This window comes from Citrobacter sp. FDAARGOS_156, from assembly GCF_001559235.2.
In the GTDB taxonomy this organism is placed as follows: domain Bacteria; phylum Pseudomonadota; class Gammaproteobacteria; order Enterobacterales; family Enterobacteriaceae; genus Citrobacter; species Citrobacter youngae.
In genome coordinates, this window is the sequence record NZ_CP014030.2 from 2,566,215 (window position 1) to 2,585,449 (window position 19,235).

The following is a 19,235-nucleotide window of genomic DNA, read 5'->3' on the forward strand; positions in this document are numbered from 1 at the left end:
GCGTTACTCTGAGACAGTCCTGATTTCATTGATAAGTAGGTCATACAATGCAAAACAAGCTCTTAGCGGCAAAGGCTGCACTTCCTGGCTACGATCGTACAAAACTGGTTCCGCGTATTGTTCATCTGGGGTTCGGTGCTTTCCACCGTGCACACCAGGGGGTATACGCTGACATCCTGGCAGCAGATCACAATAGTGACTGGGGATACTGCGAAGTAAACCTGATTGGTGGAGAGCAGCAGATTGCTGATTTGAAACAGCAAGATAACCTGTACACCGTTGCGGAAATGTCTGCGGATGCCTGGACCGCAAGAGTTGTTGGCGTGGTTAAAAAGGCGTTGCATGCGCAGGTTGATGGTCTGGAAGCTGTACTGGCTGCGCTGTGCGAACCGCAGGTGGCGATCGTTTCCCTGACCATAACTGAGAAGGGGTATTGCCATTCTCCGGCTACCGGGCAATTGATGCTGGATAACCCGATGATTGTCGCCGACCTGCAAAACCCAAAACAGCCGAAGACGGCACCGGGTGTGGTGGTTGAAGCACTTGCACGCCGTAAAGCCGCAGGTTTAGGTGCGTTTACCGTGATGTCCTGCGACAACATGCCTGAAAACGGCCATGTGATGCGCAATGTTGTCACTGCGTATGCCCGGGCGGTGGATGCTGAGCTGGCTGCATGGATCGAACAACATGTGACGTTCCCGTCAACAATGGTTGACCGTATTGTCCCGGCGGTAACCGCAGATACGCTGGACAAAATTGAACAACTTACCGGGGTACGCGATCCGGCGGGTGTGGCATGCGAACCGTTCCGTCAGTGGGTCATTGAAGATAACTTTGTCGCAGGGCGTCCAGAGTGGGAAAAAGCCGGGGCTGAACTGGTGGCAGATGTTATCCCGTTCGAAGAGATGAAGTTGCGTATGCTTAACGGCAGCCACTCTTTCCTTGCTTACCTCGGCTACCTGGCAGGATATCAACACATCAACGACTGCATGGGTGATGAGAACTATCGTGTCGCCGCCCGCGCGTTGATGCTGCAGGAGCAAGCGCCAACATTAAAAGTGAAAGGGGTGGATCTTCAGCATTATGCCGACTTACTGATTGACCGCTATAGCAACCCGGCGTTGCGCCACCGTACCTGGCAGATTGCCATGGACGGTAGTCAGAAACTGCCGCAACGTATGCTTGACTCTGTGCGTTGGCATATCGTGCACGGCAGTGGTTTTGATCTGCTTGCACTCGGTGTAGCGGGTTGGATGCGCTATGTCGGGGGCGTGGATGAGCAGGGACAAGCCATTGAAATTAGCGATCCGCTGCTGCCAGTGATCCAGAAAGCGGTACAGAACAGTCACGAAGGTGAAGATCGTGTGCAGGCGCTATTGGCTATTGACGCTATTTTTGGTGACGAACTGCCACAGGTTGAACGGTTTAAAAAGCGGGTTACAGAAGCGTACCTGACTTTGCTGGCGGAAGGCGCGAAGGCAACGGTTGCAAAATATGCTGCGAAATTACTGTCAGTAAGATAACGCTTTATGTCGCCATCCGGCTTTAACGACAGCCAGATGGCGCATTGTTTTTGGCATTCACACCAATTAGTTCATGCCTAAACGAATCAGTTCGAGGGGGGCATATTTGCCTTCACATCCTTCGATTTCCACTGTTTTACCGCGGCGGATTTGCTCAGCGGTCAGGCCATCGGTGTCAATGGCTGTAATACGGCCGGTGAGTCCGGTGTCACTAATCATGACACGGCTGCCAGTGGTGATTGCGTTGCGGTTACGATCGTATGTTTTCATGGTGTTTTCTCCTTTCCAACTTACCGTCAAAGCCCGTGGGCTTTAGTCCCACGTAACGGGCGCAATATAAATACGCTTCTCGTTAATGATTTTTTTTGTTTTCGATCAAAATCACAGCTTTTTTTATCGGGATATGCAGGAGAGGGGATCTTTCGGGGAAACTCACCTCAGTGAGAGGTGAGCTACGTATTAGTCTTCGCTAAACCAGTCGCTATTTTCCTGACGAATAAGCTGAACAGATTCGCTAATTTCCTGTAGATGCAGCATCATTGCACGCTCGACGGCATCGCCATCATGTTTTACCAGCGCTGCAAAGATATCATGGTGCTGACGAAGTAGCATTTCAGGTGGGGAGACATGATCCAGACTCATATAGCGCACACGGTCAATCGTGGCTTTAATATTCTCGACGGTGTCCCAGGCAAGCTGGCAATCAGCGATTAATGCCAGCTTCTGATGAAACTCATCATCAAGCTGGAAGAAATCGTTGAGCTGCTTACGGTCGATGGCAATGCGTTGCTGGTGCAGATTCTGTTCCAGTTGATAGCACTGGTTATCGGTGATCATCGAGGCGGCGCGGCGGGCTACGGCACACTCAATGGCCTGACGTACAAAACAGCCATTTTGCACCTGCGACAGCGAGATCTTATTTACGTAACTGCCACGTTGTGGACGGATCTGAATCAAACCGTTTTCTGCCAGTTTGATGAATGCTTCTCGTACCGGCTGGCGAGACACGTTAAAGCGTACGGAAACCTCTTTCTCCGACAATGGCGTACCAGGTGCAATCAGACAATGCACGATATCGCTGCGAAGAATACGGTAAATCTGTTGATTTACCGGCTGTGTAGGGTTGAGCTGCGTTTCTACGGTCATTCATTCTTACTTATTAGAGAGTTAACCCGGCTATTTTATCACTTATCGAGCGCTTTCTATACCCGGCACAAGGCCGGGTATCTCATTTAGCTTCGATGCACGCTAAGCCCGGCAAAAGACTGGGTGACTGGCATCATCTCAAGGGTATTGATGTTGACATGAGCCGGTAACGAAGCAACCCACCATACAGCTTCAGTGACATCCTGCGGAGTCAGTGCAGTGGTATTTTCGTAGGTTTTACCTGCTTTATCATCGTCGCCTTTGAAACGCACATTAGAGAACTCGGTACCGCCAACCAGTCCGGGTTCAATGTCGGTAACGCGGATCGCCGTGCCGTGTAAGTCTGTACGCAGGTTCAGACTAAACTGACGAACAAACGCTTTGGTTGCACCATAAACGTTCCCGCCAGCGTACGGCCAGCTACCGGCGGTAGAGCCGATATTAATTATGTGTCCGCGGTTACGCTCGACCATGCCAGGCAGAACGGCACGAGTCATATAAATCAGGCCTTTGTTGTTGGTATCGATCATGGTTTCCCAGTCATCGACATTCGCTTTGTGGGCTGGCTCAAGACCCAGCGCCAGACCGGCATTGTTGACCAGGATATCGATATTGCGCCATTCGGCAGGCAGGGTGTCCAGCATCTCTTCAATGGATGCGCGATTGCGTACGTCAAGCTGGGCGATATACAGATTATTACCCAGTTCATCTTTCAGTTCCTGCAGACGTTCCTGGCGGCGTCCGGTGGCAATAACTTTATGCCCATTCTCAATAAAACGACGCGTAATGCACTCACCAAAACCTGCTGTTGCTCCGGTTACTAAAACGATCATCTCACTGTTCCTCAACGCTTTTTATGTAGTACTACCATAGCACGTCATTTCTGTTCAGAGCTATTCCTGCTTAACGAGATTGCGGTCAAATCCTGGGAGGCCTACTCTAGTAAACAAATCGTTTTCAGGAGGAAAAGATGTCGTTAACAAATCCTTTTTTGCACCACAGCACATTACCTTACCAGGCACCGCAATTTGATCAGATTGAAGATTGCCATTATCGGCCCGCGTTTGATGAAGGTGTGAAACAAAAACGCGCTGAAATAGCGGCGATTGTGCAAAACCAACAGGCTCCTGATTTCACAAATACGTTGCTGGCGCTTGAGCAAAGTGGGGCGTTGTTGACGCGCGTCACCAGCGTTTTCTTTGCGATGACGGCAGCGCATACCAACGATGAGCTGCAGCGTCTTGACGAGGAGTTCTCCGCCGAACTGGCCGCGCTGTCCAATGATATCTATCTCAATGACGCACTTTTTTCGCGTATAGATGCCGTCTGGCAGCAACGCTCTTCGCTGGCGCTGGAAGGTGAATCATTGCGTCTTTTGGAGGTGGTTCACCAACGCTTTGTGTTGGCTGGTGCATGTCTTAATGATGCCGATAAAGCGCGCCTGAAAGCGCTAAATACGGAGTCAGCGACGTTAACCAGCCAGTTCAATCAGCGTCTGCTGGCGGCGAACAAAGCGGGTGCACTGATTGTGGATGATGTCCGGCAGCTTGACGGACTCAGCGCAGAAGAAATTGCCGTTGCGGCGCAAGCCGCCAGCGACAAAGGACTTGAGGTTCGCTGGGTTATCCCACTATTGAACACCACACAACAACCGGCACTTGCTGCGTTACGCGATCGACAGACACGAGAAAACCTGTTTACCCAGGCATGGACGCGGGCGGAAAAAAATGATGCCAACGATACTCGCGCTATCATTAAACGGCTGGTGGAGATCCGCAGAGAGCAGGCAACATTACTGGGTTTTGCGAATTTTGCTGCCTGGAAAATTGCCGACCAGATGGCGAAAACGCCAGAAGCGGCACTTTCTTTTATGCGGGCGATCGTGCCCGCTGCACGTCAACGCGCACTGAATGAGCAGGCTGAAATTCAGAAAGCGATTAATCAGCAACAGGGACAATTCGAGGTTGAGGCCTGGGACTGGGCATTTTTTGCCGAGCAGGCGCGTCGTGAAAAATATGCTCTTGATGAAGCTCTGCTTAAACCTTACTTTGCCCTGGATACGGTGCTGAATGAAGGTGTTTTCTGGACAGCAAACCAGCTATTTGGCATTAAATTCATCGAGCGCTTTGACATCCCTGTTTATCATCCGGATGTACGGGTTTGGGAGATTTTCGATCATGATGGCGTAGGACTGGCGCTATTTTATGGTGATTTCTTTGCCCGTGAATCAAAAAACGGTGGTGCCTGGATGGGAAATTTTGTTGAGCAATCTCTGCAAAATGAAACCAGGCCGGTAATTTACAACGTCTGCAATTATCAGAAACCTGCTCAGGACCAACCCGCCTTGCTGCTGTGGGATGATGTCATCACGTTGTTCCATGAGTTCGGACACACGTTACATGGTCTGTTTGCCAGCCAACGGTATGCGACGCTGTCAGGCACGAATACCCCGCGTGATTTCGTCGAATTCCCGTCGCAGATAAACGAACACTGGGCGAGTGATCCGCAGGTTTTCGCGCGTTATGCTCGCCATGTTGAAACGGGTGAAAAAATGCCCCAGCCATTGCTGGAGAAGATGCAACGGGCCAGCTTGTTTAACAAAGGCTATGATATGACGGAGCTTCTCAGTGCTGCATTGCTGGATATGCGCTGGCACAGCCTGGAGCAGTGTGTGTCATCGCTGTCAGTTGATGAATTTGAGCAGCAGGCCCTGGCTGCGGAAGGATTGGATCTGCAGGCTGTACCGCCGCGTTATCGCAGCAGCTATTTTGCCCATATATTCGGTGGTGGCTATGCCGCAGGGTATTATGCCTATTTATGGACGCAAATGTTGGCCGATGACGGCTATCAGTGGTTTGTAGAGCAGGGCGGATTGACCCGTGAAAACGGGCAGAAATTCCGCGAAGCGATTTTGTCCCGTGGTAACAGCACTGACTTAGCTGAGCTTTATTGCCAATGGAGCGGCCGAGATCCAAAAATGGAGCCAATGCTCAAACATCGAGGTTTGAGCGCCTAAGGCATTGTCTGCCAAAAAATTGAACCGGGCGCGATGCCCGGTTTTTAGCGTGATTTTTTCTTGCCCAAAATGTGAGATGGATGAATGACGATGAGGTTGCCAACAAAGGTAGAGCTGATTTCATTCTGCTTTGCTGTTACCTGGGTTATTTGGTGTGTATGGGTAGACAAAATCACTCATGACACGTACCTCTTTGACGGGGTGCTTTATAAGTCAGTTATTGTTGGAGTTGCCTTTCTGCCAGGCGTGTTCATGGCCTGGCGCGTGTACCTAAGAAATAAGTACGCAACAGGTAGATAAGCTGATTTCAGGTATGGGCGGGCAGATTCTTTACCACGAAGCCGTTCATTGAGGAAATCGTTTTCAAATATCACATTTCATGCGGTTAATATTATCGTCATTTTTGCGATTTAACTCATGGGTGTTCGGTTCCATTAAATATAAAACAAGGAAAATAGAATAAAATCTATCGCATTGATTACCATGATTATTTTAATTTCAAGTTAATTTATTATCATTCGAAGTAATCTTTGTTTTCTTTCCTTAATATTAATTACTATTAAAAAATTTACATAAGTTTTCCTTTTTGGCGCTAAAATGCCCATGTCTAAATGTTCATACAGGGAAGGAAACCGTGATGATCAGAAGAACGCAGGAAATAGATGTAATTTTAATCGAACTTAACAAATCAATTGATGCTCATTATAAGTGGCTAGTGAAAATGTTCCGCTGTGTGGTGTCATCAGATGTTACTCAGCCTGATATTTCGGGCGATGACTCTCACGCTGTTTGTCAATTTGGGCAGTGGCTCAAAGACCATCCACAGCACGATGATGATGAATGCAGTTATGTCAGCAATATTCACGCGACACATGAGAAAATGCATTTGTTAGGTAAGGAATTGCTATTGGCAATCGTGGAAGAGCGTAGCCATTCATGGCATTTCGACAGTTTCCAGGATGCGTTACTGGGATTTACGTCTGCGGTCATGGACTACAAAATATATTTACTGACTATCCGCAGTAATATTGATGTGTTAACAGGTTTGCCTGGCAGAAGAATGCTTGATGAGTCGTTTGACCAGCAGTTACTCGATGCTGAGCCGCTTAACCTGTACATATTGTTGCTGGATATCGACCGTTTTAAACATGTTAATGATACCTACGGACATCTGGTTGGTGACATGGTGTTGCGCAGTCTGGCGTCAAATTTATTAGCATGGACTCGATACGATGAGGTTGCTTATCGCTATGGTGGTGAGGAGTTTATTGTCATCATCCGAACCAAAACGGACGAGCAGGCATGCCAGGCAGGGTTGCGTCTTTGTCATCTGATTGGCCAGAAAAAAATCCCTTATCCAGAAGGCGAAATCGGCATAACGGTAACGGCTGGCATTACCAGAGTTCAACAGGGTGAAACACTGGACAACGGTCTTGGACGTGCTGACAGAGCCATGTATGAAGGGAAACAGACCGGCAGGAATCGCTGCATGTTTATGGATGAAAAAGAGAAAATCACGCTAGTTGGCACTAATGATCAACTGACACCGCGCGTCAGAGCGTGAATTTTATCAGTGTAGACCGGCTGTAGTTACGTTTCGTTTAACTTCCATTGCGGTTGTCGATGATATGTTAGCCGACTATTCGTTATCTTCGCAGGGAATTGCCAGATAACGTATAAAGCAAAACACAAATCTATCCATGCAAGCATTTACCGCTGGTTTTTCCGGCGGTTTTTTTTATCTGTAATTCTGAGAAATGATTCAGGGAAGGGAAGCAGGTAAAAAAATGGCCCCTTGTGCAGTTATGCGACAAGGGGCCGGTTCGGTGCAGGATTATCTCCGTTCATCAATCATCCCATCTGTGGCTAAAATACGCGGCCAGGAAACCGGAAAATAAAATAATTCCCAGAACAGCCATAAAAATATTCATATTACCCAGCATAGTAAATGCTCCTTTATCTATTGAGTTTCCTCTCTTACCTTAATTTCACCTCGTTAATGACTATAGTAGCAATTCGAACTTAAACAAAGAGTGAACTGTGTGAATATTTCGTCTGAAATGTAAGGTTTTGGCTTTTTCTCGTCGAAGAAAATAAATAATCGTGACGAAACAGGCGCACCCATCTGCAAATAATCATAATTTTATCTTGTAATCCGCTGCAGCTACCGGGTTGTCCGGACACAAGATGTTGCACGTTTATAATGCAACACTGTGTCATGGTGGTTCAATTCTTCTCTCTTGCCGTCATGGCGACGCATTCTTTTTATCTGCATTTCATTGATGGTATTTATAATTTATTGAATTATATACCTTTTTTATATCTGGCACTGTTTTTGCCTTATTCCTTCTGAACACCCTTAATTTGCACCGTTTTGCCTTTCCGGCTGCACCGGAGCTTTCAGCAAGTCTACTTTCAGGAGTGAAACTATGCAGCGTCGTACATTATTAAAAGCCTTTGCTCTTTCGGCCTCTGTTGTGGCTATGGGGATGAGTTTTAGCGTTCAGGCTGCCGACACCATTAAAGTTGGCATCATGCATTCGTTGTCCGGGACAATGGCTATTTCTGAAACACCGCTGAAGGATGTGGCGTTGATGACCATTGATGAGATCAACGCCAAAGGCGGTGTACTGGGAAAAAAACTGGAGCCGGTAGTGGTTGATCCGGCGTCAAACTGGCCGCTGTTTGCCGAAAAAGCCCGTCAGTTGCTAAGCCAGGACAAAGTGGCGGTGGTTTTTGGTTGCTGGACATCGGTTTCGCGCAAATCTGTACTGCCGGTATTTGAAGAGTTAAACGGCCTGTTGTTTTATCCCGTGCAATATGAAGGTGAAGAGATGTCACCTAACGTTTTCTATACCGGCGCTGCGCCCAATCAGCAAGCCATTCCCGCGGTTGAGTATCTGATGAGTGAAGACGGTGGCAGTGCAAAACGTTTCTTCCTGCTGGGCACCGATTACGTTTATCCGCGAACAACCAATAAAATTCTCCGTGCCTGGCTGCATTCAAAAGGCATTGCGGATAAAGACATTGAAGAGGTTTATACCCCGTTTGGCCACAGCGATTACCAGACCATCGTCGCCAGCATCAAAAAATTCTCCGCCGGGGGAAAAACGGCGGTGGTATCAACCATTAATGGCGACTCTAACGTTCCGTTCTATAAAGAGCTGGCAAACCAGGGTCTGAAAGCGACCGATGTTCCGGTTGTTGCGTTCTCTGTTGGAGAAGAGGAGTTGCGCGGTATTGATACCAAACCCCTGGTAGGCAATCTTGCGGCCTGGAACTATTTTGAATCCGTTGATAATGCCACCAATAAGCAATTTATCGCTGATTACCGCGCCTATGCGAAAGCGCACAAACTACCGAATGCTGATTCTGTGGTCACGAACGATCCGATGGAAGCCACGTATGTTGGCCTGCACATGTGGGCGCAGGCGGTTGAAAAAGCCGGAACGACGGATGTCGATAAAGTCCGTGCGGCCATGGCGGGGCAATCATTCTCTGCACCTTCTGGCTTTACGCTGACAATGGATGCAACGAACCATCACCTGCATAAACCCGTCATGATTGGCGAAATTGAAAGTAACGGTCAGTTTAACGTGGTATGGCAAACGGATGCCCCGGTCCGTGCCCAACCGTGGAGTCCGTATATCGCCGGGAATGATAAAAAATCTGAGCAGCCCGTCAAAACCGCCAGCAACTGATCTTACGCCCTCCTGTTGGAGGGCCCAATTTTGGAGAACGCTATCATGAAAGCCATGCGCTTTATTCGTGGCGTGTTGTTGCTGACGTGGCTTTTGCCGTGGATAGCGCAGGCAACAGATGCCGATACCTTCGCCGCGGCCAGTCGGACACAGCAGGCGACATTACTGGAACAATGGGCGATTAACCCCGATGTTCAGCGTTTACCTTTGCTTAATGCCCTGAGTGGCGAAAACCTGCTGACCGATGACGTTAAAAATTCATTCACGATGAACGGTTCGCGTGTGCAATCTCTGGGGGCGGCCAGCACACCCAGTGGTGAATTAAAAAAAATCCGCCTGACTAACCGCCTGCGTAACCTGGTGGCTGGCACATTGTCTGTTCATCAGTTATTAAGTGACAATGTCACTTTTAGAATGAATGCTGCCCGAACATTACAACGTGAAGCACTGCCAGTGATGCTGCCATTTTTGCAGCAAAGGCTGCTGCAGGAGACGGATGCTGGCGTGAAATCCGCCCTGGCGGCTGCTCTGGCAAACCTGCAACTGAACAGTAGTTCGCCCGATGTCAGGCGCCGGGCCATCGAATTGCTGGGCGCATCCAATGATCCTGAAACACAAGCGCGATTACAGCCTTTCACCCAACTGGAACATGAACCCGATGCGCGTGTACGCGCTGCCGCCAGCGAAAGCCTGAATACCATTGAACATCGAATGAAGGTTGGAGAGTTGCTTGGCCAGGCGTTTATGGGATTATCGCTCGGGTCTATTTTATTGCTGGCGGCGCTGGGGCTGGCCATCACCTACGGGTTACTCGGCGTCATTAATATGGCGCACGGTGAAATGCTGATGCTTGGTGCTTATTGTACCTGGATAGTGCAACAGCTGATGAGCCAGTTTTTCCCGCAGTGGTTAGCCTTTTATCCGCTGATTGCGCTGCCGGTTGCTTTCCTGCTGACCGCCGCTATGGGAATGCTGCTGGAACGCACAGTGATCCGCCATTTGTACGGACGCCCACTTGAAACGCTACTGGCAACCTGGGGGATTAGCCTGATGCTGATCCAGTTGGTGCGCATGACCTTTGGTGCGCAAAACCTTGAGGTAGCTAACCCGGCATGGCTGTCGGGTGGTATTCAGGTCTATGCCAATCTGATTTTGCCGTGGAACCGGATTGTGGTGCTGGGATTTGCCATTCTGGTGCTGTCCTTCACCTGGTTGTTGCTGAATAAAACCCGTCTGGGTATGCGCGTGCGTGCAGTGACACAAAACCGCAGCATGGCAGATTGCTGCGGCGTTCCCACGGGGCGCGTGGATATGTTGGCATTTGGTCTCGGCTCCGGCATTGCCGGACTTGGGGGCGTGGCGCTATCGCAGTTGGGCAACGTTGGGCCAGAACTGGGGCAAAGCTACATCATTGATTCATTTTTGGTGGTGGTGCTGGGAGGCGTTGGACAGCTTGCCGGGAGCGTCGCGGCGGCGTTTGGTTTGGGGATTTTCAACAAGATTCTCGAACCGCAGGTTGGGGCCGTCCTCGGCAAAATTATGATTCTGGTGCTGATTATTCTGTTTATTCAAAAACGTCCGCAGGGGCTGTTTGCGCTAAAAGGGAGGGTCATTGACTGATGACGATGCCAATGACATTAACGCTGGCGCGCAAAGCGCCGCGTATTACCTGTGTGCTGGGGCTGGCTTTACTGCTGGCACTGATTATTCTGCCATTTCTCGCGCTGCTGCCTACGGATCATCCGCTGGCGATATCTGTCTGGACACTGACACTGGTTGGGAAAATTCTCTGTTATGCCATTGTGGCAGTTGCCCTGGATCTGGTGTGGGGATATGCGGGAATGCTCTCGCTGGGCCACGGTATTTTCTTTGCGCTGGGCGGTTATGCGATGGGGATGTACCTGATGCGCCAGGCATCTGGTGAAGGGGTGCCAGCTTTTATGTCGTTCCTGTCGTGGACTGAACTTCCGTGGTTCTGGTGGGGAACGCAGCATTTTCTTTGGGCGATGATGTTGGTTGTTATGGTGCCTGGCTTGCTGGCGTTGGTGTTTGGCTGGTTTGCCTTCCGTTCAAAAATCAAAGGGGTCTATTTCTCCATCATGACGCAGGCGCTGACCTTTGCCGGCATGCTGTTGTTCTTCCGTAACGAAACCGGGTTTGGCGGCAATAACGGATTTACCGGTTTTACCACCATTCTGGGATTTTCGGTGACGGCGACCACGACACGTATCGCGTTGTTCCTGGCGACCGTTGTGCTGCTGATTCTGGCGCTGTGGCTCGGATGGGCGCTGGCTCGCAGTAAATTTGGCCGTATTTTGACAGCCGTTCGCGACGCTGAAAATCGGTTGATGTTCTGCGGGTATGACCCAAAGGGTTTCAAACTACTGGTATGGACACTCTCTGCCGTCCTGTGCGGGCTGGCGGGGGCGCTGTATGTTCCGCAGGTGGGGATCATTAACCCCAGTGAAATGTCACCCACCAACTCAATTGAAGCCGCGATTTGGGTCGCACTGGGTGGGCGCGGTACGTTGATTGGCCCGGTGTTTGGCGCGGTGCTGGTGAACGGCGCTAAAAGTTGGTTTACCGTCATCATGCCTGAATACTGGCAACTGTTTCTCGGCCTGATTTTTATTGGCGTTACGCTGTTTTTGCCTCGAGGCGTAATTGGTCTGTTTCGCAAGGGAGACAAATAATGCAGCCAGATGAAGGGCTTTTTACCCGCCAGATGCCGGGCGATCGTTTTCGCAATCAAACAGATCCGGTGCTCCAACTGGAAAAAATAAACGTTAACTTTGATGGTTTCCAGGCGCTAACGGATTTGACGCTCAATATTGGGGTTGGCGAGTTACGCTGCGTTATTGGACCCAATGGCGCGGGAAAAACCACGTTGATGGATGTCATCACCGGTAAAACGAAGCCGCAAAGTGGGCGGGCGATTTACGATCAATCCATTGATTTAACATCACTCGACGCCATCGCCATTGCTCGCCAGGGCATTGGTCGCAAATTTCAGAAACCGACCGTTTTTGAAGCGTTGACGGTGGAAGAGAACCTCGAGTTGGCGATGAAAAATGATAAATCCGTTTGGGGGTCATTACGGGCGTGTTTATCGGGAGAACAACGGGATCGCATTGATGACATGTTGACGCTGTTGCGACTGAGTAACGAACGCGCCCGTCGTGCCGGACGCCTTTCCCATGGACAGAAACAATTTCTGGAGATTGGTATGTTGCTGGTGCAGGAGCCGCATTTGTTGCTACTGGATGAGCCAGCTGCCGGGATGACGGATGCTGAGACGGAATACACCGCTGAACTGTTTCGCCAGCTTGCCGGAAAACATTCTCTGATGGTGGTTGAGCACGATATGGGGTTTGTTGAGAGCATTGCTGATCACGTCACGGTATTGCACCAGGGGCGGGTACTGGCCGAGGGGAGCCTGCGCGATGTTCAGGCCAATGAGCAGGTGATTGAAGTGTATCTCGGACGCTAAGGAGTGCTGATGCTACAGGTAAATGAACTAAATCAATACTATGGCGGCAGCCATATCCTGCGTGGCGTGAGTTTTGAGGCGCGTATCGGTGAAGTAACATGTCTGCTGGGGCGTAATGGGGTTGGCAAAACGACACTGCTGAAGTGCCTGATGGGTCTGATTCCAACCCGCAGCGGCAGTGTTATCTGGCAGGGTAAAAACATTACTCTCCGTAAGCCACATCAGCGGGTACTGGCGGGGGTAGCGTATGTGCCGCAGGGCCGCGATATTTTTCCTCGCCTGACGGTTGAAGAGAATCTGTTGCTGGGACTCTCCCGGTTTTCAGCGCAAGAGGCAAAACGTGTACCGGATGAAATTTATGCGTTGTTTCCGGTATTACAGGAGATGAAATACCGGCGGGGCGGTGATTTGTCGGGCGGGCAACAGCAACAGTTAGCTATTGGCCGGGCGCTGGCCAGTCGCCCGCAGTTGTTGATCCTCGATGAACCAACAGAGGGGATCCAGCCTTCGGTGATTAAGGAGATTGGCCTGGTTATTAGCCAACTGGCCCATCGTGGTGATATGGCTATATTGCTGGTGGAGCAGTTTTATGACTTTGCCGAACAGCTTGCAGACAAATACCTGTTAATGTCGCGAGGCAGCATTATTCAACGTGGATCAGGTGAAAATATGGCAGCAGAAGGTGTGCGTGGGTTGGTTGCCATCTGAATCAGGCGACAGTGCCGTTTTGGCACTGTCGCAGTAATTTTCAGCAGACTGCCGGCTGGCTCCAGGGTTTGGCGCGCATGCCTTTTATCATTAACGCCCAGGCCAGGACAATCGCCACCATTAGTGCGACAAACAGCGACCATGGGGGCAGTGTGGTCAGGATGACCCCGCTGACTAATGGGTTTACCGCCGCGCCAAGCCAGCCCAGTGACTGGGCGGAAAAGTAACTGGCTTTCATACCTGCCGGTGCGATGTTGTCGATCAGCATGTATTCACCCGGCGCGTAGATGACCTCGCCAATGGTGAAAAAGGCGGCTGAAATCCCCCAGAACAGCAGGCTGTTGCCAGAGAAGGTAAAACCGACCAGACCGATAACAAAAAAAAGTGTACCCGCAGCCATCAGCGGGCGGATGTTTGCAGACGTCAGTCTGCGTCCGACAGCATATTGCAGCGATACCACAATTGCTGCGTTGACGGGCAGGACGACCGCCACCACTTTCTCAGCAAAATCACCATCGGCAACCACCATCACGTACTGAGAAATACAGGATGCAAATGCGCCACCGACAAACGAGGCCAGAAAAGCAGACAACGTAAACCAGCATAATGCTTTATCGCGCAGCAAAACTGAGGGTGACCAGACTGTCGCGTTCAAACCTTCAGAGGGAATTGCGGAGCGTTTTACCCATGTCTGGATAAACACCAGCGGGAAGGCTGAACATATGGCCGCCAACCAGAACGGCAGGTTAATGCTTTGCATGACCAGTAGCGTGCCCAACGGCGGGCCAACGGTCCAGCCGATGTTCAGCACGGTGTAGTTAAGTGAGAAAATCTTTGTTTTAGTGGTGGCTGAGAGGTTATCGGCAAACCAGGCTTTCAGCACGGTTGCAAACACGGAGTAGGCACAGTTGATCAGCGCGAAGAGCAGAACCACCACCACCACGTTATGCACCAGAGGAATCGCTATAAAGCCGCAAGCAAAGCCCGCGATCGCCAGTAGCATAAAGCGTTTTTTTTCAAATTTATCGGCCAGGATGCCGAATCCAAGACTGAAAACGACGCCAATAGTCAGTGCTACTGTCATTGCATAACCGATCAGATCGACACCCAGGCCATACTGACGACTGAGGTAAATCGTCATGAATGGTAGCGTGGCTCCGCGTCCAATGGTTAATAACAAAGATGACGCGAGTAACGCGAGAGTGGACCTTCTCAGTGAGATATTCATTTTTCTGCCCGACAATGCATGTTGTTATGTTTTTTTTAGATATCAGAAACAAATAGCATGCTAAAAGTGTGATGTACACTCAATAAGTTGTCTGAAAATGCCCTGTGTGGCCTACCTGAATTAATGATCTGTTACGGTACAACGATTTCCGTTACCTTAACTTGTTTACAAAAATTTAATATTTGCAGGGGCGGTGGTATGTCGCGTAAAGATGGGTTGCTGGCGTTACTGGTTGTCGTAGTTTGGGGGCTGAACTTTGTTGTCATTAAGGTGGGACTACACAATATGCCGCCGTTGATGCTGGCAGGCTTGCGCTTTTTACTGGTGGTGTTTCCCGCAATCTTTTTTGTTGCCCGCCCGAAGATCCCGCTCTCGCTGTTACTTGGCTATGGCCTGACCATCAGCTTCGGTCAGTTCGCTTTTCTGTTTAGCGCCATCAAGTTTGGGATGCCTGCCGGTCTGGCATCGCTGGTTTTACAGGCGCAAGCGTTTTTCACTATCGTGCTGGGCGCGTTCGCCTTTGGCGAGCGTTTGCAGGGGAAGCAACTGGTCGGTATCGCGCTGGCGGTGTTCGGTGTGCTGGTATTGATTGAGGCGAGTCTCAATGGACAACATGTTGGTATGCTTGGCTTTATGCTGACGCTGGCGGCGGCACTGAGCTGGGCCTGCGGTAATATCTTTAACAAGAAAATTATGCAGCATACTTCGCGTCCAGCGGTCATGTCGCTGGTGGTGTGGAGCGCATTAATTCCTGTCGTACCGTTTTTTCTGGCATCGGCATTGCTTGATGGCCCAGCGCAAATCGTGCAGAGCCTTGTGGCGATCGATATGACCACCATCCTGTCCCTGGTGTATCTGGCCTTTGTGGCGACCATTGTGGGCTATGGCATTTGGGGTTCTCTGCTGGGGCGCTATGAAACCTGGCGTGTTGCGCCATTGTCGTTGCTGGTACCCGTGGTAGGGTTGGCCAGTGCCGCAGTGCTGCTGGATGAAACGTTAACCGGGCTGCAACTGCTTGGTGCATTGTTGATCATGGCGGGGTTGTATATCAACGTGTTCGGTTTTCGCTTGCGCAAGATTGTGCAGGTGAGGGGTTAAAAAAAAGCCCCGCAGTGACGGGGCTAAATAATTACAGGCTGTGCATATTGTAATAAGGCACGCCTAACTCATCGGATTTATCGCTGCCGGCACCCATATGATTAAAATCGAACGGGGACTGATCGTGCGCAGGGGGCATAATCATCGCGTCGCGATTATTTTGCGTTGTCGGTTGCGGGGTCTGTTCCGCCATGCTCTGGCCCGACGCAACAAGCAGCAGGGCCAGCATCGCATAAGACAGAAGTTTCATGATTTCCTCGGTTACGTCGTTAACTGGCGATTAGCAATTGCATTGATTGAGCGGGAGCAAATACCGGGATTCGCCATGCATATTCGTCACCCGATATTTATGCGGCGGTACATCAAAATAGTTCTTGAAGGTCCGGGTCAGCGTTTGCTGAGACTCAAAACCGTAACGCTCTGCAAGATAGAGGATCGGTTCGTTACTCTCTTTCAATTTTTGCGCTATTTCAGTCATTTTGCGGCTACGGATGTATTGACCTAATGAATGGCCGGTTTCTTTTTTGAACATCCGCTGCAGGTGCCATTTGGAGTAACCTGAACGCTCAGACACTTTTTCCAGCGAGAGTGGCGATTCAAGGTTATTTTCGATCCAGTCCAAAATGCTATGAATAGTGATTGTGTCAGTATTGCGTCTGGACATCGTCATACCTCTTTCTGTTTACGGCAGGATCCTCTTAAGCAAATGCTCAAGTGTTGCTACTTCTTCCGCCGTTAAGTTTTTTGTTAGTTCCTGGTGCAGGTCTTGCCCTACTAATTGATGACACTGCTCGCAAATTGCTGCGCCGTGCTCGGTGAGTTTCACCAGTACACCGCGCTTGTCATGTGGATTCGGAAGCCTTTCTATCCAGCCTTTACAGGCCAGTCTGTCCAGCATCCGCGTCAGGGCGCCAAGATCGACAGACAGCACTTTTTTCAATTCGACAGGGGTAATGCACACCGCACAACGGATGGAGCAGAGCACCTTAAACTGCGATGCCGTGATATCCAGCGGTGACAAATAGTCGTTTAATAAACGATCTTTTTTCTGATTAACCATGTAGATCAAACGACCCAGTGGGATGATTTCATTGAACAGATCACTGGTGTTTTTCACAATGGTTGCCCTGGCAAGTAGTTAGTCACGGCTGATACTATTGCTTAGGCAAATATAAGTCAAATGAATGAGTGGCCGCATGCCACGTTTTGCTAAAACATCAGGAACGCGCTACGCATAGCGCGTTTTTAACGTTCTGATCCGTAGGGTTTATGCGTAAAGAGAACTAATGAATCCTTACATCGACAACATGGCTTAACCCTGGAGTTTGCCCTTATACTTGCCGTTGACGAAAAACGCACAGGAAAGATGACATTATGATGGACTTGTTTAAAGCAATAGGACTGGGGCTGGTAGTCCTGTTACCGCTGGCAAACCCGTTAACCACCGTGGCGCTGTTTCTCGGCCTTGCTGGCAACATGAACAGCGCAGAGCGTAACCGTCAGTCATTAATGGCGTCTGTCTATGTATTTGCCATTATGATGGTCGCGTACTACGCCGGGCAGGTGGTAATGAATACGTTTGGGATTTCGATTCCAGGGTTGCGTATTGCGGGCGGGTTAATCGTTGCGTTTATCGGCTTTCGTATGCTGTTCCCTCAGCAGAAAGCGCATGATTCTCCGGAAGCGAGAAGCAAATCCGAAGAACTGGAGGACGAACCGACGGCCAATATTGCCTTTGTTCCGCTGGCCATGCCGAGTACTGCCGGCCCGGGGACGATTGCAATGATCATCAGTTCGGCCTCTACCGTGCGGCACGGTTCCGAATTCCCGGACTGGGTGATCATGGTTGCGCCGCCCATTATTTTTGCCGTCGTCGGGATTATCTTGTGGGGATGTCTGCGCAGTTCTGGCGGAATTATGCGGCTGGTGGGGAAAGGCGGGATCGAAGCTATTTCCCGTCTGATGGGCTTCCTGCTGGTGTGTATGGGTGTGCAGTTTATTATTAACGGCGTGCTGGAAATCATCCAAACCTACCATTAAACAACGGGCCCGGTATATCTACCGGGCCTTTTTCTTATTGCTGCTGTGGTTGTTCTTCCAGCGTTACCGGCCATTTGCGGAAGATAATCACTGACCAGATCAGCGCGGCAACGGCAGGAAGTGCACCGACGTAACCAATCGTCGACATCGACCAGTGCAGACTTACCTGATTTCCCACCAGCGCTCCCGCGCCAATACCAATATTAAAGATACCGGAGAACAGCGCCATTGCGACGTCAGTGGCATCCGGAGCCAGTGCCAGTACTTTCACCTGCATTCCCAGGCCGATCACCATAATGGCAATACCCCAGAAAATACTCAGGACAGCCAGGTGCATTTCGCTATCAGCAGCAGGCAATAGCAGCACCAGGCACAGGGTCAACAGGGCGATAGCCGCGCTTATCAACACCGAGGCATACTGATTACCCAGCTTGCCAAAAATTACGCTGCCAATAATACCCGCGCCACCGAGAACCAGAAGCAGCACAGTGGCAAAGTTAGCGCTCAGCCCGGCGACAGTCTGCACAAAGGGTTCGATATAGCTATAAGCCGTATAATGCGCAGTGACCACAATCACCGTCAGCAGATACAGGCTCATTAACGCCGGACGGCGGAATAACACCGGCAGGCTTTTTAATGAACCGGAATGCTCACTGGGTAATTTGGGCAGAAGCTTAATCAGGCAAAGCAGGGTAATTAGCGCGCCCATACCGATGGCGAAGAAGGTAGTGCGCCAGCCAAAATACTGGCCGACGATGCGTCCGATAGGCAGGCCTAATACCATCGCCAGCGCGGTGCCGGTCGCAATCAGGCTGAGTGCCTGCGCGCGTTTCCCGGCCGGAGCAAGGCGTATCGCCAGCGATGCAGTGATCGACCAGAAAATGGCGTGTGCGAAAGCAATACCAATACGGCTAATCACCAGCACGGTAAAATTCCATGCCAGGAAAGAGAGTACGTGGCTGGCGATAAACACGACAAACAGGCAGATCAGCAGCTTGCGGCGTTCTACCTGACTGGTGAGCAGCATGAAGGGCAGCGACATCAGGGCTACCACCCAGGCGTAGATCGTCAACATGATCCCAACCTGCGCGGTCTGCATATTAAAACTTTGCGCAATGTCGGACAGCAACCCGACCGGGACAAACTCAGTGGTATTGAAAATAAAACCGGCAATAGCAAGCGTAACTACCCGTAGCCACGCGACCTTGCGGGAAACAGTGTTTGTTGTCATATGTATAAATCGGGTTAACTGCAAAAAGGAGAGGTGGCGATCTTAAAACGTTTA

Annotated in this window: 20 protein-coding genes; 10 read left to right on the forward strand and 10 right to left on the reverse strand. The window is 50.3% G+C overall.

Annotation, left to right across the window (positions count from 1 at the left end; genetic code table 11):
* The first annotated feature begins 47 nt into the window (after positions 1-47).
* Positions 48-1,523 carry a mannitol dehydrogenase family protein gene (locus AL515_RS12520; protein WP_061067875.1) on the forward strand — a complete coding sequence of 492 codons (1,476 nt, stop codon included), beginning with the start codon at positions 48-50 and terminating at the stop codon, positions 1,521-1,523.
* 66 nt (positions 1,524-1,589) lie between these two features.
* Here the strand turns inward: AL515_RS12520 and ydfZ are convergent, their stop codons facing one another.
* The 3 genes from ydfZ to ydfG all read right to left on the reverse strand — a co-directional run bounded on the left by ydfZ (position 1,590) and on the right by ydfG (position 3,502).
* Entirely contained in the window at positions 1,590-1,793 is a 204-nt protein-coding gene (gene ydfZ / locus AL515_RS12525) for a putative selenium delivery protein YdfZ (RefSeq protein ID WP_003032393.1), read from the reverse strand.
* Between the two features lie 189 nt (positions 1,794-1,982).
* Complete coding sequence (locus tag AL515_RS12530; RefSeq protein ID WP_061067876.1) at positions 1,983-2,669, reverse strand: GntR family transcriptional regulator; 687 nt, start codon at positions 2,667-2,669, stop codon at positions 1,983-1,985.
* Positions 2,670-2,755: 86 nt separating this feature from the next.
* Positions 2,756-3,502: a bifunctional NADP-dependent 3-hydroxy acid dehydrogenase/3-hydroxypropionate dehydrogenase YdfG gene (gene ydfG, locus AL515_RS12535; RefSeq protein ID WP_061067877.1), complete on the reverse strand. Its 747-nt coding sequence runs from the start codon at positions 3,500-3,502 to the stop codon at positions 2,756-2,758.
* Positions 3,503-3,639: 137 nt separating this feature from the next.
* On the opposite strand from ydfG, the gene dcp reads away from it, so the two are divergent.
* Positions 3,640-5,685 carry a peptidyl-dipeptidase Dcp gene (gene dcp, locus AL515_RS12540; protein ID WP_061067878.1) on the forward strand — a complete coding sequence of 682 codons (2,046 nt, stop codon included), beginning with the start codon at positions 3,640-3,642 and terminating at the stop codon, positions 5,683-5,685.
* Between the two features lie 637 nt (positions 5,686-6,322).
* On the forward strand, positions 6,323-7,249 hold the full coding sequence (locus tag AL515_RS12550; protein ID WP_061067879.1) for a diguanylate cyclase: 927 nt from the start codon (positions 6,323-6,325) through the stop codon (positions 7,247-7,249).
* A gap of 239 nt (positions 7,250-7,488) precedes the next feature.
* On the opposite strand, the gene AL515_RS24110 is transcribed toward AL515_RS12550, so the two are convergent.
* On the reverse strand, positions 7,489-7,533 hold the full coding sequence (locus tag AL515_RS24110; protein WP_420889184.1) for a hypothetical protein: 45 nt from the start codon (positions 7,531-7,533) through the stop codon (positions 7,489-7,491).
* The gene (gene mgtS / locus AL515_RS12555; RefSeq protein ID WP_003032406.1) at positions 7,533-7,628 is read right to left on the reverse strand and encodes a protein MgtS; all 96 of its coding nucleotides are present in this window, start codon (positions 7,626-7,628) and stop codon (positions 7,533-7,535) included. Before mgtS ends, AL515_RS24110 begins: the two co-directional genes overlap by 1 nt.
* Before the next feature lie 486 nt (positions 7,629-8,114).
* Between mgtS and urtA the strand changes: the two genes are divergently transcribed.
* The 5 genes from urtA to urtE are packed head-to-tail and all read left to right on the forward strand — an operon-like array spanning position 8,115 to position 13,584.
* The gene (urtA, locus tag AL515_RS12560; RefSeq protein WP_048211701.1) at positions 8,115-9,386 is read left to right on the forward strand and encodes an urea ABC transporter substrate-binding protein; all 1,272 of its coding nucleotides are present in this window, start codon (positions 8,115-8,117) and stop codon (positions 9,384-9,386) included.
* A 45-nt stretch (positions 9,387-9,431) separates the two neighbouring features.
* Positions 9,432-11,006 (forward strand): urea ABC transporter permease subunit UrtB, encoded by a 1,575-nt coding sequence (gene urtB / locus AL515_RS12565; protein WP_061067880.1) that lies wholly within the window; start codon positions 9,432-9,434, stop codon positions 11,004-11,006.
* Positions 11,006-12,079 carry an urea ABC transporter permease subunit UrtC gene (urtC, locus tag AL515_RS12570; RefSeq protein ID WP_048211699.1) on the forward strand — a complete coding sequence of 358 codons (1,074 nt, stop codon included), beginning with the start codon at positions 11,006-11,008 and terminating at the stop codon, positions 12,077-12,079. The genes urtB and urtC overlap by 1 nt, the downstream gene beginning before the upstream one ends.
* Positions 12,079-12,876 (forward strand): urea ABC transporter ATP-binding protein UrtD, encoded by a 798-nt coding sequence (urtD, locus tag AL515_RS12575; protein ID WP_040231114.1) that lies wholly within the window; start codon positions 12,079-12,081, stop codon positions 12,874-12,876. Before urtC ends, urtD begins: the two co-directional genes overlap by 1 nt.
* 9 nt (positions 12,877-12,885) lie before the next feature.
* The gene (gene urtE / locus AL515_RS12580) at positions 12,886-13,584 is read left to right on the forward strand and encodes an urea ABC transporter ATP-binding subunit UrtE (RefSeq protein WP_061067881.1); all 699 of its coding nucleotides are present in this window, start codon (positions 12,886-12,888) and stop codon (positions 13,582-13,584) included.
* A gap of 40 nt (positions 13,585-13,624) precedes the next feature.
* On the opposite strand, the gene ydeE is transcribed toward urtE, so the two are convergent.
* A complete protein-coding gene (ydeE, locus tag AL515_RS12585) occupies positions 13,625-14,812 on the reverse strand; it encodes an efflux MFS transporter YdeE (RefSeq protein WP_048211697.1) in 1,188 nt (395 codons plus the stop codon).
* Positions 14,813-15,010: 198 nt separating this feature from the next.
* On the opposite strand from ydeE, the gene eamA reads away from it, so the two are divergent.
* Positions 15,011-15,910 (forward strand): O-acetylserine/cysteine exporter, encoded by a 900-nt coding sequence (eamA, locus tag AL515_RS12590; RefSeq protein WP_061067882.1) that lies wholly within the window; start codon positions 15,011-15,013, stop codon positions 15,908-15,910.
* A 31-nt stretch (positions 15,911-15,941) separates the two neighbouring features.
* Here the strand turns inward: eamA and marB are convergent, their stop codons facing one another.
* The 3 genes from marB to marR are packed head-to-tail and all read right to left on the reverse strand — an operon-like array spanning position 15,942 to position 17,027.
* A complete protein-coding gene (marB, locus tag AL515_RS12595; RefSeq protein ID WP_048211695.1) occupies positions 15,942-16,160 on the reverse strand; it encodes a multiple antibiotic resistance protein MarB in 219 nt (72 codons plus the stop codon).
* A gap of 30 nt (positions 16,161-16,190) precedes the next feature.
* On the reverse strand, positions 16,191-16,574 hold the full coding sequence (marA, locus tag AL515_RS12600) for an MDR efflux pump AcrAB transcriptional activator MarA (protein WP_140168326.1): 384 nt from the start codon (positions 16,572-16,574) through the stop codon (positions 16,191-16,193).
* A gap of 18 nt (positions 16,575-16,592) precedes the next feature.
* Positions 16,593-17,027 carry a multiple antibiotic resistance transcriptional regulator MarR gene (gene marR, locus AL515_RS12605; protein WP_061067884.1) on the reverse strand — a complete coding sequence of 145 codons (435 nt, stop codon included), beginning with the start codon at positions 17,025-17,027 and terminating at the stop codon, positions 16,593-16,595.
* Between the two features lie 257 nt (positions 17,028-17,284).
* Here marR and AL515_RS12610 point away from each other — a divergent pair, with 257 nt between their 5' ends.
* A complete protein-coding gene (locus AL515_RS12610; RefSeq protein WP_048211692.1) occupies positions 17,285-17,950 on the forward strand; it encodes a MarC family NAAT transporter in 666 nt (221 codons plus the stop codon).
* Between the two features lie 34 nt (positions 17,951-17,984).
* Here AL515_RS12610 and AL515_RS12615 read toward each other — a convergent pair whose 3' ends face one another.
* Positions 17,985-19,181: a sugar transporter gene (locus AL515_RS12615; RefSeq protein WP_048211691.1), complete on the reverse strand. Its 1,197-nt coding sequence runs from the start codon at positions 19,179-19,181 to the stop codon at positions 17,985-17,987.
* Between the last annotated feature and the right edge of the window lie 54 nt (positions 19,182-19,235).